The sequence below is a fragment of the Streptomyces sp. NPDC004838 genome (assembly GCF_053600955.1).
The window spans coordinates 93282-108212 of record NZ_JBSGAW010000007.1; the positions used below are offsets into that span (position 1 = coordinate 93282).

Genomic DNA, 14931 nt, shown 5'->3' on the forward strand with positions numbered 1-14931 from the left:
GAAAACGAGTGTCGCATTGACTCCGGTATGTGGTACGTCGTGACCGGGGAACGCGCAACGTGGCGCAGCCCACAGCCGACCGTGGCGGATCTCCCTGTCACGAGGCGCTGACGGCCGCGAGAATGCTCGGTAGCCCGTTGGGCCGTCGTGCCGCGTGGCGCGCGCGCTCGTTCTTGTTGACGGGCGTCGGGAGTGCCGCGATCGGGCGTCCGGGCGATGGGCGAAGGATGACAAGCGATGGGGCGAGGGGTACGCATGACTGACACCGGTCAGATCCCGGGCGAGGGGCTGCCGGAGAACGCAGGCGTGGTGGAGCAGCGATCGGGCGCGCCCGGTCCCGACGCCTACACCTTCCTGGGCCCCTCCGAGCACACCGCCGAAGAGGACGATCTGCTGCTGATGCCGGGGGCGCAGGGGGCGTGGAGCGACCCCCAGGCGGTGCAGGCCACAACCCCGGTTCAGCAGGCTCAGCAGGTCCAGCACCGCCCGCAGCCGCAGCCCGTCCATGCCGGACATGCCGTGCACGCGGGACATGCCGTCCAGACCGCCGGGACGGCACAGGCTCCCGTCGCAGCGCCGACCGCCGGGACGGCACACGCTCCGGTCGCCGCGCCCGCCGCGGCTCCGGCCGCCCCGGTGGTGGCGGCCACGGTGACAGCGGCTCCGGTGGCGGTCGTCGAACAGCCCGGCGCGGAGCCCGAGGCCGAGGTCTCCGAACTGCTTCAGGTGCAGCTGCCGGTGGGGCCGGCGTTCGCCGCTCCCGCGGACCTGGGTTCCCCGGACCGCGGCGGCACGACCGGCGTCGGCGGTGTACCGGAACAGGGCGGGCCGGAACTCGCCACCGCGACGGACGTCGTGGCCGCGCCCGAGCTGGTCGCTCCGACGGATCTCGGCTCTCCGGATCTCGGTGCCGCGCCGGACGGCGCAGCGCCCGGACTCGCCGCTCCGGTAGCGGTGATACAGCCAATCACCGGACCGACAGCACCGACCGCACCCGGCACGGACACCTCCGTCGCCACCGAACAGCCCGTCGCCGAATCTCAGGCCGCCGACGGGCCCGTGGGCGACCAGCTCGCGGGTGACCCTGTGCGGACCGCTCCCGGAGCATCCGCCGCGACGGGGGCCCCGGTCGCCGGACAGCCCGCGCCCCCCGCCGGGCCCGCTTCCGCGCCACCGCCTCCCCGGCGTCCGCTGCACATGGGTCCGCCCCTGCCGGACACCTCGGGTGGTGTCGTGCGCTCGCTCGCCGATCGTGGACCCGCCGGTGTGCCCCCGCATCCCCTGACCGTGCAGAACAGCGCCGGACCGCCCACCCTCGGTCCGGAGTACCTCGACGTTCCGGCCGATGAGCCCGTGCCCGTACCGCAGGGGCCGCAGCTCGGGGAGATCCCGCCGCAGGCGGGCGCCCCTTGGGACGCACAGGCTCCGCAGACCGAGGAACCGCCGCAGGCGGCGGCGGAAACGGTCGTCCCGGAAGCCGTCGAGGCCGTTCAGCTGGTTCAGGCCGCTCCCGACGCACAGACCGCCGGAAACGCCCCGAGCGCCGAGGCGGTCCCGGCCGAGCCGGAGGCGCCCGCGCCGGACCCCGTCGCCGAGACCGTTCCCGAGGCCGTGTCCCAGCCCGAGCCCGAGCCCGGATCCGGGTCCGTCGCCGAGGGCGAACCGGTACCGGTGCCCGAGGCAGTGCCCGGCGTGCCCGCACCCGCGCAGGAGGCTCCGGCGACCGTGGAGCCGTCAGCGGAGGAGGCCCCGGAGCAGATCGGGGCGGAGGAGCCCGTGGCCGAGCCCGCTCCCGTGGCCCAGGCCGAGGTTCAGCCCGAGCCGCAGGCCGAGGCCGCGGCCGGAGCCGACCCGCGGCCCGAGTCCGAAACCGTGTCCGAGGCGGGGCCCGAGCCGGTCCCGGCCCCCGCACCCGAGGCCCCCGAGCCGGCCGCCGCCCCCGAGGCGCAGCCGGAGCCGGTCGCCGTCGCCGCCACGGCCGCCGGCCAGGAAGCCTCGGCGGCCGCCGTACGGGAACCGGAGACCGAACCCGAGCCCGTGCCCGCGGCGGAGGAACCCGCAGCGGAGGAGCCCACGGCGGAGGAGCCCGCAGCCGAACCGCGGCCCCAGGCCGTCCCCGTACAGCAGGCCGTTCCCGTGCAGCAGGCCGAGCCGACGCCGCCGACGGGAGACGCGGTGGCCGAGCCCGACCCCGTGGAGGCGGCCGAGAAGGCCGAGCCGATTCCCCTCCCCGTGCCCGAGCCCCAGCCCGCCCCGGAGCCCGAGTCCGAACCCGAGCCGATCGCGGCCCAGGGCTCGCCCGCCCCCGGTTACGACGACGCCGAGCGCGAGGCGGTCCTGCGCGTGATGCGGGAGCGCCGCGACATCCGCAACGGCTTCCGCAGCGACCCCATCCCGCACGAGGTGCTGCTGCGCGTCCTGGAAGCCGCCCACACCGCGCCCAGCGTCGGCCACTCCCAGCCGTGGGACTTCGTCGTCATCCGGTCCGCCGAGACCCGGAGCGCGATGCACGAACTGGCGCTCCGTCAGCGTGACGCGTACGCGAAGTCCCTGCCGAAGGGCCGGGCCAAGCAGTTCAAGGAACTGAAGATCGAGGCGATCCTCGACACCCCGGTGAACATCGTGGTCACGGCCGACCCGACACGCGGCGGCCGGCACACCCTGGGCCGGCACACCCAGCCCCAGATGGCCCCGTACTCCTCGGCACTCGCCGTCGAGAACCTCTGGCTCGCCGCACGCGCCGAGGGCCTCGGCGTCGGCTGGGTCAGCTTCTTCGACGAGCGCGAGATGGTCAGGGCCCTCGGGCTGCCGGAACACCTCGAAGTCGTGGCATACCTCTGCGTCGGATACGTCGACGAGTTCCCGGCGGACCCCGAGCTGATGCAGTCGGGCTGGTCCAAGCGCCGTCCCCTGTCCTGGGTCGTCCACGAGGAGACGTACGGCCGTCGCGCCCTGCCCGGCGAGGAGCCGCACGACCTCCTCCAGGAGACCGTCGCCAACATTCGTCCGTTGGACGCGAAGGCGCTCGGCGAGGCGTGGGAGCGCCAGAAGCGGATGACGAAGCCCGCCGGCGCCCTCGGCATGCTGGAGATCATCTCCGCACAGCTGAGCGGGCTCTCCCGGATGTGCCCGCCGCCCGTGCCGGAACCGGCGGCGGTCGCGGTCTTCGCCGGCGACCACGGGGTGCACGCGCAGGGCGTCACGGCCTGGCCCCAGGAGGTCACCGGCCAGATGGCCGCCAACATCCTCGGCGGGGGAGCGGTCTGCAACGCCTTCGCCACCCAGGTCGGGGCCGAGGTCTGCGTCATCGACGTGGGCGTGGCCGCCGATCTGCCCGCGACCCCCGGCCTGCTGCCACGGAAAGTGCGCCCCGGCACCGCCGACTTCACCACCGGCCCCGCCCTCACCCGGGACGAGGCGCTCGCCGCGATCGAGGTCGGCATCGAGACCGCGCGCGATCTCGTGGCCGCGGGCAACAAGGCCCTGATCACCGGCGAGATGGGGATCGCCAACACGACCGTCTCCGCCGCGTTGATCTGCGTCTACACCGGTGACGACCCCGGCGAGATCACCGGCCGCGGCACCGGCATCAACGATGAGATGCACGCCCGCAAGGTCGACGTCGTCCGCCGTGCCCTCGAACTCCACGCGCCCGACCCCGCCGACCCCGTCGGCGTCCTCGCCGCGGTCGGCGGCCTCGAGCACGCGGCCCTGGTCGGCCTCATCCTCGGCGGCGCTTCCCTGCGCACCCCGGTCATCCTCGACGGAGTCTCCGCCGGAGCCGCCGCGCTGGTGGCCCGCGCGATCGCCCCCGAGGCGCTGGCCGCCTGCATCGCCGGACACCGCAGTGCGGAACCCGGCCATGTCGCCGCCCTCAACAAGCTCGGTCTCCGCCCCCTGGTCGACCTGGACCTCCGCCTCGGCGAGGGCACGGGCGCGCTGCTGGCGCTGCCGGTGGTGCAGAGCGCGGCGCGGGCGATGCACGAGGTGGCGACGTTCGACTCGGCGGGAGTCACCGAGAAGTAGCCCACGCCACGCCGCGCCCAGCCCCTCCCATCCCAGAGGCTCCGCACCGGACCCCCGCCTCGACCGACGGCGGGGCCGGTCATCCCCGGCCCGGCCGGCGATCCGGGCCGGGGCGGGGGCGCGCCGGCGAACCGCGCCACGAGGTCGCGGCAGCGCCACTGCTCCTCCGGGCCGCCTGTCCGGGTGCCCACAGACCGGCCGGCGTCCGAGGACGGCCCCGCGTCGGGGAGCCCGGCGCTCTCCGTGGGCCCGAGCCAACCGGCGTGCCGTGGGCGTACGAAGCCCCGAAGGCCGTACGAGTCCAGAGCGGAGCCCCTGGGCAACCGGACCCCCTTCGGGGCCGGGGCGGAGTCGCCGCAAAGGGCCGACGGGATGGGAGAAACGTCTCGGCCGCACCGTAAAGTGGCCGCGAGACACCTCATCGCACCGCCCCCACCAGGCGTTTCGACGCCACCGCGCCACCGTGCGCCGTACCCCGGAACGCCCGAAGGAGCCGCACCACCATGGCCGAGCAAGCGCACCCGCACCCCGCCTACCCCGTGGGGCTCCGGCTCTCCGGGCGGCGCGTGGTCGTCATCGGCGGCGGACAGGTCGCCCAGCGCCGACTGCCCGCGCTCGTCGGCGCCGGCGCGGACATCGTGCTCGTCTCCCCCTCCGCGACCCCTTCCGTCGAGGCCATGGCCACCGCGGGCGAGATCCGCTGGGAGCGCCGCCGGTACACCGAGGGAGACCTGGCCGACGCCTGGTACGTCCTCATCGCCACCTCCGACACCCAGGCCAACGAACGCGCCTCCGCCGAGGCCGAGCGGACCCGCACCTGGTGCGTACGCTCCGACGACGCGAACGCGGCCACCGCCTGGACCCCGGCCACCGGCCGGTCCGAAGGCGTCACGATCGCCGTCCTGACGACCGATGTCCACGGCAGGGACCCGCGCCGCTCCGCCGCCGTGCGGGACGCCGTCGTGGAAGGACTCCGCGACGGCACCATCGCGGCGCCCCACCACCGTACGAGAGCACCCGGCGTCGCCCTCGTCGGCGGCGGCCCCGGCGACCCCGACCTGATCACGGTCAAGGGCCGGAGGCTGCTCGCCGAGGCGGACGTCGTCATCGCCGACCGCCTCGGCCCGCGCGATCTGCTCGACGAACTCCCCCCGCACGTCGAGGTGATCGACGCCGCGAAGATCCCGTACGGCCGCTATATGGCCCAGGAAGCCATCAACAACGCCCTGATCGAGCACGCCAAGGCGGGCAGGGCGGTCGTACGGCTCAAGGGGGGCGACCCGTTCGTCTTCGGGCGGGGCATGGAGGAGGCCGAGGCGCTCGCCGCGGCGGGCATCCCGTGTACGGTCGTCCCCGGCATCTCCAGCTCCATCAGCGTCCCCGGCGCGGTCGGCATCCCGGTCACCCACCGGGGGGTCGCCCATGAGTTCACCGTCGTCAGCGGCCATGTCGCCCCGGACGACGAGCGCTCGCTCGTGGACTGGCCCGCACTCGCGCGACTGCGCGGCACGATCGTGGTCCTGATGGGCGTCGACAAGATCGGCGCGATCGCCCGGACCCTGATGGAGCACGGTCGCGCCCCCGACACGCCGGTGGCCCTGATCCAGGAGGGCACGACGGCGGCCCAGCGACGCGTCGACGCGACCCTCGCGACCGTCGCGGACACCGTCACCGCCGAGGACGTACGCCCCCCGGCCGTCATCGTCATCGGCGATGTCGTCACCGTCGGCGGGCGTCACGGTCGAGGAGCGTGACCTGGGAGCGTGACCGGCGGGCGCGATCGCCGTGCGGCGATCGCGCTCCCATGCCCGGATGTCCATCGGATCCCGCCATCCCCGTGGCGTGACCATCAGTGACCGGCTCGGCCGAGGCGTCGGCACCGCACCCAGGAGAAGGCAGTATCACCCTGTGGCTGATCTCATCACCGTCGAGGACCCCGACGACCCCCGTCTGCGCGACTACACCGGCCTGACCGACGTCGAACTGCGCCGAAAGCGGGAACCCGCCGAGGGCCTGTTCATCGCCGAGGGCGAGAAGGTCATCAGACGGGCGAGGGACGCCGGTTACGAGATGAGGTCGATGCTGCTCTCCGCGAAGTGGGTCGACGTCATGAGGGACGTCATCGACGAGAGCCCGGCCCCGGTGTACGCGGTGAGCCCGGAACTCGCCGAACGCGTCACCGGCTACCACGTGCACCGGGGCGCGCTCGCGTCCATGGGGCGCAGGCCGCTGCCGTCCGCCGACGACCTGCTCACGCCCGGCTCGGCCCGGCGCGCCGCCATCTTCGAGGACATCGTCGACCACGCGAATCTGGGAGCCGCCTTCAGAAACGCGGCGGCACTCGGCGTCGACGCCGTGTTCCTCACCCCCCGCTGCGCCGACCCGCTGTACCGGCGGTCGGTGAAGGTCTCGATGGGAGCCGTCTTCTCCGTGCCCTGGACCAGGCTCGAATCCTGGCCCGAGGACATGGATCTCTTCCGGAGGCACGGCTACACGACCGCCGCTCTCTGCCTCGCCGAGAACTCGATCACCCTCGACGAACTGGCCGCCCGCCGCATCGGCCGACTGGCGCTCCTGCTCGGCACCGAGGGCGAGGGACTGACGGCTGACGCCCTCCGCGCCGCCGACGAGTGGGTGCGCATTCCCATGGCCGCGGGAGTGGACTCCCTCAACGTCGCCGCCGCGTCCGCCGTCGCCTTCTACGCGACCCGGCCGTGACGATCCCGGCGAACCGGCCCGGCGCCATGAGGGCCCGCCGGGCCGTTCCGCCCGCCGCCCGGGTGTGCCCCTGTGCACCGACGCACGCATAGGTGCAGGTGTCGTGTAGGTGTAGGTGTAGGTGCGGGTGCCGTAGGGCATGACCGCGTTCCCCGCTTCGGGGCCGCCCGCCACGAGGACGGGCGCGGATCGACCCCGGCGAGTCTGAGACCAGAGGCGGTCACCGCGCTCCGGAACGGCGCGGTCGCCGCCGAGGCGACGGCTCCCGTTACAGCTGCTGTGCCGCCGCGATGCCCAGCGCCACGATCAGCGTGACGACGAAGAAGACGATGATCCGCTGCCGCAGCAGCCTCGGGTTGGCGGGCCGCCGTCCGGTCGACGTCGTCCGGACGCCCGGACGCGTTCCCTGCCGCCCGTTCGTACGGGAGGAACCACGCGACGGCTGGGGGCGCGAGGAACCGGTACGGGGCGAGCCGGTCCGCGAGGAGCCCGTACCGGACGAGCCGCCGGTGCGCGACGGCTGCGGACGCGGCCCGGAACCCCCGGCCGTACGGCGCTCACCGCGCTCGGTCCTGAAAGGCCGATCGAACCGCTCCGTACGGTCCAGTTGCTCGGTGTACCGCGAGGTCGGACGGTCGACCTCGATCCGGTCCCGCTGGGCCGGAGTCCTGGTCTCCGACAGCCCCTGCGCCTCACGGGCCGCGATCTCCTTGAGCCGCATCGAGAGCTGGAGCGTGCTCGGACGCTCCTCGGGATCCTTCGCCAGACAGGCCCGCAGCAGCGGGGCGAGAGCGTCCGGTACCCCCTGGAGGTGCGGCTCCTCGTGCACCACCCGGTACAGCATGACCTCCGAACCGCCGTGCCCGAAGGGGGAGTCCGCGGTCGCCGCGTACGCGAGTGTCGCCCCCAGCGCGAACACGTCCGTCGCCGGGGTGACCGCCACCCCGCGCACCTGCTCCGGCGCGAGAAAGCCGGGGGAGCCCACCGCCGTGCCCACATGGGTGAGGGTGCTCGCCCCGGTCGCCCAGGCGATTCCGAAGTCGATGATGCGCGGGCCCTTGGGGGAGAGCAGGATGTTCGACGGCTTCAGGTCCCGGTGGACGACACCGGCCTCGTGCACCGCGACCAGCCCCTCGGAGAGCGCGGCCCCGATCGAGGCCACCTCGGCGGCCAGGAGCACACCCTCCTCCGCGACCTTGTCGTGCAGGGAGGGACCGGGGACGTACTGCGTGGCGAACCAGGGCCGTTCGGCCTCCAGGTCGGCGGCGACCAGCCGTGCCGTACACCCGCCGCGGATCCGCCGGGCGGCCGACACCTCGCGCGCGAAACGGGACCTGAACTCCTGGTCCTCCGCCAGGTCGGGCCGGATCACCTTCAGCGCGACGCGCTGGCCCCGGCGGTCGGAGCCCAGATAGACGACGCCCATGCCGCCCGCTCCGAGCCGCCGGTGCAGCCTGAACGAGCCGACGACACGCGGATCCTCGCGCCGGAGCCGCATCATCGCCATTGTCCGTCCCCTGCCTACGGTGGGGAGGCCCCACCCCATATCTCACGGTGTGGAGGCCCCACTCCGCTTGCCCGACCGGCCTGGGACCGATCGTCCGTTTTGACGTGGCACAGCTTACGTATCCCCGCCCCGGTGCGCTCATAGGCCGCGCCCTCCCGCGCCGAACGATTGTCGGCGCGCGGCGGGAATCGCGAAGCGCGGTCGGGGGACGCCGGATCCCGTCTCCCCGGCCGTGTGGAGTCGCCAACGGAGCCTCACGGCAGGGCGGTTGACTCGACGCCGGCCGGGCGGCCGGAGCCGGCGTTCGCGTCGGCCAGACCACGCGTACGGGCGAAGTCATGGCAAGCCGGGCGGGCCGCCGTGCGGCGACGGCCGCGCGCCGACGGACGGCGGAAGTGAGCGAAGTCACCGCTCGGAGAGCTGTCCGGCGGCGGCCGGGTCGGCGCCGGGCGGGCGGGGCGGATCCGGGGGGAGACCGGGACGGTCCGGGCCGGGCGGAACCGCCCCTGGGCGCGTCCCGGCCGCCGCCTTTGGGCCTCCCCTCGGGGAAACCCCCAAGTCCCGGCGGTGTTTCTCCACCCAGGGGAGTACGCACCGGGGCGGTGGCTCATCCTCCGGGAGGCCCGGGAATCGGTACGCGGGCATGACGACCAGGGGCCGCCGGAAACCTAAAGTTGTGGTCAAGCGGCGGGTGCAGCACTCGTCCCCCGAGGTCAGACACCCGCCGCTCTTATACGAACAGGAGAGGAACCATGGCGGATACGGCAACGCGGACCATGATCCGCACGCAGGGACGCAGGGCTTCCGCCGCGTTCGGCGGCCGTCCGTCCGGCCGCCGTCACCCCTTGGTGGCGACGGCGATGGTACTTCCCCTGGCCGCACTGCTGCTCTTCGTCTTCGGAGGCTGGGACGCAGTAGTGACACAGGCGTCGTCCGTGGGCGTGATGCTGGGGCGCTGAGCGGCGCCCCGGACCCGGAAGAGCGGTCCGGGTCGGGGACATCCGGCCATAACCCCGTGGGGACGGGGGTGCGGCGGACGGCAGCAATGGCCGGTCAGCTGGGGAGCTGACCGGCCATCGCGTTGCCCGGCTCCTGGCCGGCGGCCCCCCGTCATTCCAGCCCGTACGCCGTCCGAGGACGGACGTCACGGCGGACACCGGCGCCGGAGCGCGAGGCCCGGCTCCTCCACCGCGACGGTCGTACCGCGCGTACGCTCCCTGACGGAGACGGACGCGTACGGGGGAGAAGACATGACCGCGACCATCGTGGACCTGCTCGCCGGCGCGGCACGGGACGCGGCGCACCGCCACCGCGCGGCCCGGCCGTGCGCGGGCTGTGAGCAGACCGAGGACGTGCTCGCGGAGCGGGCGGACGGGGTGGTCGTACGGCACGGGCCCGCCGTGGCCAAAGCGCACGACCCCGAGACCGACCCCGAAGGACACCGCGCCCGCCTCGCGGTCGCCGCGCACCCCCGGCTTGCCGGGATCCTGCTCCCACCGCTCACCCCGCCATCGCCGCCGCTCCCGCGGAACGCGCACCGCGGACCCGTCACCACCTGGCCTTACGGTGTGCCCGTCGACCCGGCGGACCCCGATGCGGCCCCCTGGGAAGAGGCCGCCGCGCTCCTCGCCCGGCTGCACTCCGTCGGCCCCGCCACCCTGCCGGGGCCGCTCCCACCCATGCGCGGGCCCGCCAAGGCGGCTCGCGCCCTCGCGCGGATGAGGGCGGTCGCGGGCGCACACCCGGCCGTGGCGGACATCGAGCGCGCCTGGGCACGGCTGCCCGCCTGGGCACGGGACGAGGCCCCGTCCCCCCGGCGCGCCTTCCTCTGCCACGGCGACCTCCACCTCGGCCAACTCGTCCGCCATCCCGCCCCCGCCGGCCCCTGGCTGCTGATCGACGTCGACGACCTCGGACTGGGCGACCCGGCCTGGGACCTGGCCCGCCCCGCCGCCTGGTACGCGGCCGGACTGCTGTCCCCGGAGATCTGGGCACGATTCCTCGGCGCGTACCGGGCCGCGCGGGGGCCGGCGATCGCCCACGGCGACCCCTGGGCCCAACTCGACGTCCCCGCCCGCGCCCTGACCGTCCAGACCGCTGCCCTCTCCCTCGTGAAGGCCGCCGCGGAACAGCGCGAACCGGATGAGGTGGATCAGGCCGTGCTGGACGCCTGTGCCCGAATCGCCGCTCTCCCACCGGAGTTGGAGTCCGCGCCTCCGTCGTAGGCTGATCCCGTCCGCCGGACCCGTATTCCGGCGGTGTGGACCGAACGGCGAGGAGCTGAGCCCAACGATGCAGTGTCCCAAGTGCCACGCGGCGATGCACACATACAATCGCAATGGCGTACAGATCGAGCAGTGCAGCGGCTGCCGGGGGATATTCCTCGACTACGGCGAGCTGGAGGCCCTCACCCGCCTTGAGTCGCAGTGGACGCAGCAGGCTCCGCCCGCGCCGCCGGCCCCCCAGGCGTATCCGGCCGCTCCGGCGCCCGCCTGGGGCGCGGGGCACCACGGCGGGCACCACGGTGGCCACCACCGCAACAAGGGCTTCGGCCGCATGCTCTTCTCGTCCTGAGCGGCTGCTGAATCCGGCGGCGACATGAAGAAGCCCCGGCCGTCCGACGGCCGGGGCTTCCCGCTGGTGCGCGATACTGGGATTGAACCAGTGACCTCTTCCGTGTCAGGGAAGCGCTCTCCCGCTGAGCTAATCGCGCGGGATCGGAACCGAGGATCGAACAGACCCGGCCTCCTCCACGGCAGACCCGGTCGATCGGACGATTCCGGCGGCTCACACCGCCTGTGGTGCATATGCGTGCGCGATACTGGGATTGAACCAGTGACCTCTTCCGTGTCAGGGAAGCGCTCTCCCGCTGAGCTAATCGCGCTGAGAATCCGGCTGGATCCAGTGGACGATACTGGGATTGAACCAGTGACCTCTTCCGTGTCAGGGAAGCGCTCTCCCGCTGAGCTAATCGTCCTTGGAGGTGGAGACGGGATTTGAACCCGTGTAGACGGCTTTGCAGGCCGTTGCCTCGCCTCTCGGCCACTCCACCCGGAGTGCGGGGGTTCGGGAAGATCCCCCAACTTCGAGCGGACGACGAGATTCGAACTCGCGACCCTCACCTTGGCAAGGTGATGCTCTACCAACTGAGCCACGTCCGCCTGTCGTTTCCGGACCGCGTGAGCGGCCCGGCGACGTGTTGAACTCTAGCGGATTACCGGGCCAGCACAAAAACGCGTTTCCGCAGCGTGCTGAGGTGTGTTCGCGCCGCGGCGGCCCGCCCGACGCCTCCCGGACGCCCCTGACCGGCCCGTCCTTCATCCGCCCGTCGCCATTTCGGCGCCCTTCCGGTACGGGTCTGCCGTGCATCCGTGCCGGTCATAGACTCGCAGACGTGCACCGCCTCCCTCCGCTGGCCCGCTTCGGGCAGCTGATCGCCACCGGCCTCCGGGATGTCACCGACGACCCCGCGGCACTCGACTCCACGGGGTTCTGGGCCGTCGCGGCCGATTTCGAGGGCGGTCTGACGTGTGCCCGCTTCGACGATGTCCGTACGGAACCGGTGCCCGCGCCCGTACCCGGAGGGTGGCGCGGGCCGGACGCCGGGCGGTGGACGTCGTCGCTGGACCGGGACGCCTATGTCGCGGGCGTACGCCGCGTCCGCGAGTACATCGCGACCGGCGAGGTCTACCAGGCCAACCTCTGCCGCGTGCTGTCCGCGCCGCTGCCCGCCCCGGACTCCGCCGACGTCGACGCGCTGACCGCGCTCCTCGCGCGCGGCAACCCCGCCCCGTACGCCGGAACGATTCGGCTTCCCGGCCACGGAGTGGAGATCGCCACCGCCTCGCCCGAGCTGTATCTCCGCCGCACCGGCGTCACCGTCGAGTCCGGCCCGATCAAGGGCACCGGCCGCACCCCCGCCGACCTGCTGGAGAAGGACCACGCGGAGAACGTCATGATCGTGGACCTCGTCCGCAACGACCTGGGACGCGTCTGCGCCCCCGGCACCGTCACCGTGCCCGAGCTGTGCGCGATCGAGGCCCATCCGGGACTGGTCCACCTCGTGTCGACCGTACGCGGCGAACTCCGCCCCGAAGCGGGCTGGCGGCACCTCTTCGACGCCACCTTCCCGCCCGGCTCGGTCACCGGAGCGCCCAAGTCCAGCGCCCTCGGGATCATCGACGCGCTGGAGCCCGTGCCCCGCGGACCGTACTGCGGGGGCATCGGCTGGGTCGACGCCGACCGCGGCACGGGCGAGCTGGCCGTCGGCATCCGCACCTTCTGGATCGACCGCACCGACCCGGCCGGCCCGATGCTGCGATTCGGCGCCGGCGCGGGAATCACCTGGGGCTCCGACCCCGAACGCGAATGGGACGAGACCGAACTCAAGGCGTCCAGACTCCTAGCGATAGCGTCGGGCGCGGACGCCGGAGCGTATCCGGGGGCGCACACGACGGCGTACGAGACGATCAGCGCGGAAGGACCGGTCAGACGATGAAACTGTGGGTCAACGGTGGGCTCAAGGACGCCGACGAAGCCCGGGTGTCCGTACTCGACCACGGTCTCACCGTCGGCGACGGGGTCTTCGAGACGGTCAAGACCACGCACGGACAGCCATTCGCCCTCACCCTCCACCTCGAACGACTGACGCGCTCCGCCCGTGGCCTCGGGCTCCCCGAACCCGACCATGACGAGGTCCGCCACGCCTGCGCCGCCGTACTGGCCGCCAACCCGACGGAACGGGGACGGCTGCGCATCACCTACACCGGAGGGCTCTCCCCGCTCGGCTCCGACCGCGGCACCGCGGGCCCGACCCTCGTGGTCGCGCTCGGCACGAGCGGCCGGCGCCCCGACACCACCGCCGTGATCACCGTCCCCTGGACCCGCAACGAGCGCGGCGCGCTGACCGGGCTGAAGACCACCTCGTACGCGGAGAACGTCGTCGCCCTCGCGAGGGCGACCGGGCAGGGCGCGTCCGAGGCGCTCTTCGCCAACACCGCCGGGCGGCTCTGCGAGGGCACCGGCTCCAACGTCTTCGTCGTGGTCGACGGCGAACTGCACACCCCGCCCGTCTCCTCCGGCTGTCTCGCGGGCATCACCCGCGCCCTCACGGTCGAGTGGACCGGGGCCAGGGAGACCGAGCTGCCGTTCGACGTGCTGGAGCGGGCCGACGAGGTCTTCCTGACCTCCAGCCTCCGTGATGTGCAGGCGGTCCACCGGATCGACGGCCGTGTCCTGGACGAGGCTCCCGGTCCGGTCACGGCCAAGGCAATGCGGGTCTTCGACGAACGCGCGGCGGCCGACCCCGACCCGAGGATCCCGTGAGGATCCGCTGGTGCTGTGGCCGGAGAGGTTTGCCGTGGGCCCGCGGCGTCCGGTGCGGTGCGAGGCGGAGGTCCGCGGCTCGTACTCGCCGTACTCGCGCGGTCCGGCAACGCGGCGTGGGGGTACCTCCCGGGCCGCAGGGCCCAGCATGGGGGTACCTCCCGGGCCGCAGGGCCCAGGGGGAGCAGGGCGTCGCGGCCGGCGAACGTTTCCGGTCACAGCGCCAGCGCGCCGCCCGGCTCCGTGAAACCGCGTGACGCGCGGCCCCGCGACTGGGTAGAACACCCCTGATGACCACCACCCTGCGGCCGACCGGGCCGCTCCAGCAGGAGGCCGACGGCGCGCGGTCGCGCGGCTACGAGGTCTGCGTCAACAGCCGTCCCGTCGGCGCGATCGAGATCGCCACCCTGCCCACGTTCCGCCCGCCGGCGGGCACGATCCGCTCGCTCCGGATCGACGAGGCCGACCGGCGGCGGGGCAGGGGCACCGTGGCGGCGCTCGCCGCCGAGGAGGTGCTGCGCGGCTGGGGCTGCGGCCGGGTGCAGGTGTCCGTGCCGCCGGACGCGGTCGCCGCCACCCGCCTCGCCACCGTCCTGGGCTACGTGGAGCGCGGTCGCAACATGCTCAAGCACCTCGACGCGGAACCGCCGGCCCCGCCCGCCGGCGTACGGGCCCGGCCGATGACCGAGCCCGAGTTCCGGGCGTGGCGGGTGAGGGCCGTGGAGACGTACGCCCGGAACTGGATCGAACGCGGCCTCTCGCCCGACGAGGCCCGAGCCAAGTCGGAGGGCGACCACCGCGCCCTCCTGCCCGAGGGCCAGGCCACCCCTGGAGTACGGATGGAGGTCCTCCTCGACGGCGACGGAATCGCCGGGCATCTCTTCCTCGGACGGAGCGAGGTCCTCCCCGGCGAGCGGGGCGCGTACGTGTACGACGTCGAGGTCGCCGAGGAACGGCGGGGACGCGGATACGGGCGTGCCCTGATGCTGCACGCCGAACGTTGCGCACTGGAGGCCGGGACGCGCCTGCTCGGCCTGCACGTCTTCGCGGGCAACACCCCGGCGCTGAGGCTCTATGAGTCGCTCGGCTACCGGACGACGGCCGTCAACTCCGTCAAACAACTCCTCTGAGCGGTTACGGCGGATCCGGCCGCCGGCCCTTCTGCCGGGCGACGCCCGCGGCCGGCTCGGACGGCGTCGCGAAAGGGGACGCACGTCAGCGGGCCCTTGCTGAGGGACCTCCGCCACCCGCTCGCCCGGGGCGCGCCGGGCACCACCCGGTTCCGGTGAGCCCGCCTGGTGAGCCCGCCCGGCAGGGTCGGGCGGCCGCGGGCCGACCCGTACGCGCGGGCGCGC

The 14931-nt window shown here is 73.7% G+C and carries 10 protein-coding genes and 5 tRNA genes; 9 read left to right on the forward strand and 6 right to left on the reverse strand.

Annotated elements, in window-relative coordinates; translation table 11 throughout:
* Positions 1-255 precede the first annotated feature (255 nt).
* From cobT to ACWEFL_RS10525, 3 genes are all read left to right on the forward strand, one after another.
* Positions 256-4026 (forward strand): nicotinate-nucleotide--dimethylbenzimidazole phosphoribosyltransferase, encoded by a 3771-nt coding sequence (gene cobT / locus ACWEFL_RS10515; RefSeq protein WP_451710163.1) that lies wholly within the window; start codon positions 256-258, stop codon positions 4024-4026.
* Positions 4027-4529: 503 nt separating this feature from the next.
* Complete coding sequence (gene cobA / locus ACWEFL_RS10520; protein WP_451710165.1) at positions 4530-5780, forward strand: uroporphyrinogen-III C-methyltransferase; 1251 nt, start codon at positions 4530-4532, stop codon at positions 5778-5780.
* 154 nt (positions 5781-5934) lie between these two features.
* Positions 5935-6744: a TrmH family RNA methyltransferase gene (locus tag ACWEFL_RS10525; RefSeq protein WP_451710167.1), complete on the forward strand. Its 810-nt coding sequence runs from the start codon at positions 5935-5937 to the stop codon at positions 6742-6744.
* 268 nt (positions 6745-7012) lie between these two features.
* Here ACWEFL_RS10525 and ACWEFL_RS10530 read toward each other — a convergent pair whose 3' ends face one another.
* Complete coding sequence (locus ACWEFL_RS10530; protein WP_451710169.1) at positions 7013-8251, reverse strand: serine/threonine-protein kinase; 1239 nt, start codon at positions 8249-8251, stop codon at positions 7013-7015.
* A 752-nt stretch (positions 8252-9003) separates the two neighbouring features.
* Here ACWEFL_RS10530 and ACWEFL_RS10535 point away from each other — a divergent pair.
* The 3 genes from ACWEFL_RS10535 (at position 9004) to ACWEFL_RS10545 (ending at position 10825) form a co-directional block, all read left to right on the forward strand.
* The gene (locus ACWEFL_RS10535; RefSeq protein WP_451710171.1) at positions 9004-9210 is read left to right on the forward strand and encodes a hypothetical protein; all 207 of its coding nucleotides are present in this window, start codon (positions 9004-9006) and stop codon (positions 9208-9210) included.
* A gap of 291 nt (positions 9211-9501) precedes the next feature.
* A complete protein-coding gene (locus ACWEFL_RS10540) occupies positions 9502-10476 on the forward strand; it encodes a phosphotransferase (protein ID WP_451710173.1) in 975 nt (324 codons plus the stop codon).
* Between the two features lie 67 nt (positions 10477-10543).
* Positions 10544-10825: a TFIIB-type zinc ribbon-containing protein gene (locus ACWEFL_RS10545; protein WP_451710174.1), complete on the forward strand. Its 282-nt coding sequence runs from the start codon at positions 10544-10546 to the stop codon at positions 10823-10825.
* 64 nt (positions 10826-10889) lie between these two features.
* On the opposite strand, the gene ACWEFL_RS10550 is transcribed toward ACWEFL_RS10545, so the two are convergent.
* From ACWEFL_RS10550 to ACWEFL_RS10570, 5 genes are all read right to left on the reverse strand, one after another.
* A tRNA-Val gene (locus ACWEFL_RS10550) sits at positions 10890-10964 on the reverse strand.
* A gap of 99 nt (positions 10965-11063) precedes the next feature.
* Positions 11064-11135: transfer RNA gene (locus ACWEFL_RS10555), tRNA-Val, on the reverse strand.
* Positions 11136-11156: 21 nt separating this feature from the next.
* Positions 11157-11228: transfer RNA gene (locus tag ACWEFL_RS10560), tRNA-Val, on the reverse strand.
* Position 11229: 1 nt separating this feature from the next.
* Positions 11230-11303, reverse strand: a tRNA-Cys gene (locus ACWEFL_RS10565).
* A 36-nt stretch (positions 11304-11339) separates the two neighbouring features.
* Positions 11340-11412, reverse strand: a tRNA-Gly gene (locus tag ACWEFL_RS10570).
* Between the two features lie 233 nt (positions 11413-11645).
* Here ACWEFL_RS10570 and ACWEFL_RS10575 point away from each other — a divergent pair.
* The 3 genes from ACWEFL_RS10575 (at position 11646) to ACWEFL_RS10585 (ending at position 14706) form a co-directional block, all read left to right on the forward strand.
* Entirely contained in the window at positions 11646-12749 is a 1104-nt protein-coding gene (locus tag ACWEFL_RS10575) for a chorismate-binding protein (RefSeq protein WP_451710176.1), read from the forward strand.
* Entirely contained in the window at positions 12746-13576 is an 831-nt protein-coding gene (locus ACWEFL_RS10580) for an aminotransferase class IV (protein WP_451710178.1), read from the forward strand. The genes ACWEFL_RS10575 and ACWEFL_RS10580 overlap by 4 nt, the downstream gene beginning before the upstream one ends.
* A gap of 290 nt (positions 13577-13866) precedes the next feature.
* Complete coding sequence (locus tag ACWEFL_RS10585; protein ID WP_451710180.1) at positions 13867-14706, forward strand: GNAT family N-acetyltransferase; 840 nt, start codon at positions 13867-13869, stop codon at positions 14704-14706.
* Positions 14707-14931: the final 225 nt, after the last annotated feature.

Bases quoted from the DNA above. Each gene is read 5' to 3' on its own strand.
- ACWEFL_RS10585 (WP_451710180.1), top strand. From the start codon at position 13,867: ATGACCACCACCCTGCGGCCGACCGGGCCGCTCCAGCAGGAGGCCGAC.
- cobT (WP_451710163.1), top strand. From the start codon at position 256: ATGACTGACACCGGTCAGATCCCGGGCGAGGGGCTGCCGGAGAACGCA.
- ACWEFL_RS10545 (WP_451710174.1), top strand. From the start codon at position 10,544: ATGCAGTGTCCCAAGTGCCACGCGGCGATGCACACATACAATCGCAAT.
- ACWEFL_RS10580 (WP_451710178.1), top strand. From the start codon at position 12,746: ATGAAACTGTGGGTCAACGGTGGGCTCAAGGACGCCGACGAAGCCCGG.
- cobA (WP_451710165.1), top strand. From the start codon at position 4,530: ATGGCCGAGCAAGCGCACCCGCACCCCGCCTACCCCGTGGGGCTCCGG.
- ACWEFL_RS10530 (WP_451710169.1), bottom strand. From the start codon at position 8,251: ATGGCGATGATGCGGCTCCGGCGCGAGGATCCGCGTGTCGTCGGCTCG.
- ACWEFL_RS10535 (WP_451710171.1), top strand. From the start codon at position 9,004: ATGGCGGATACGGCAACGCGGACCATGATCCGCACGCAGGGACGCAGG.
- ACWEFL_RS10540 (WP_451710173.1), top strand. From the start codon at position 9,502: ATGACCGCGACCATCGTGGACCTGCTCGCCGGCGCGGCACGGGACGCG.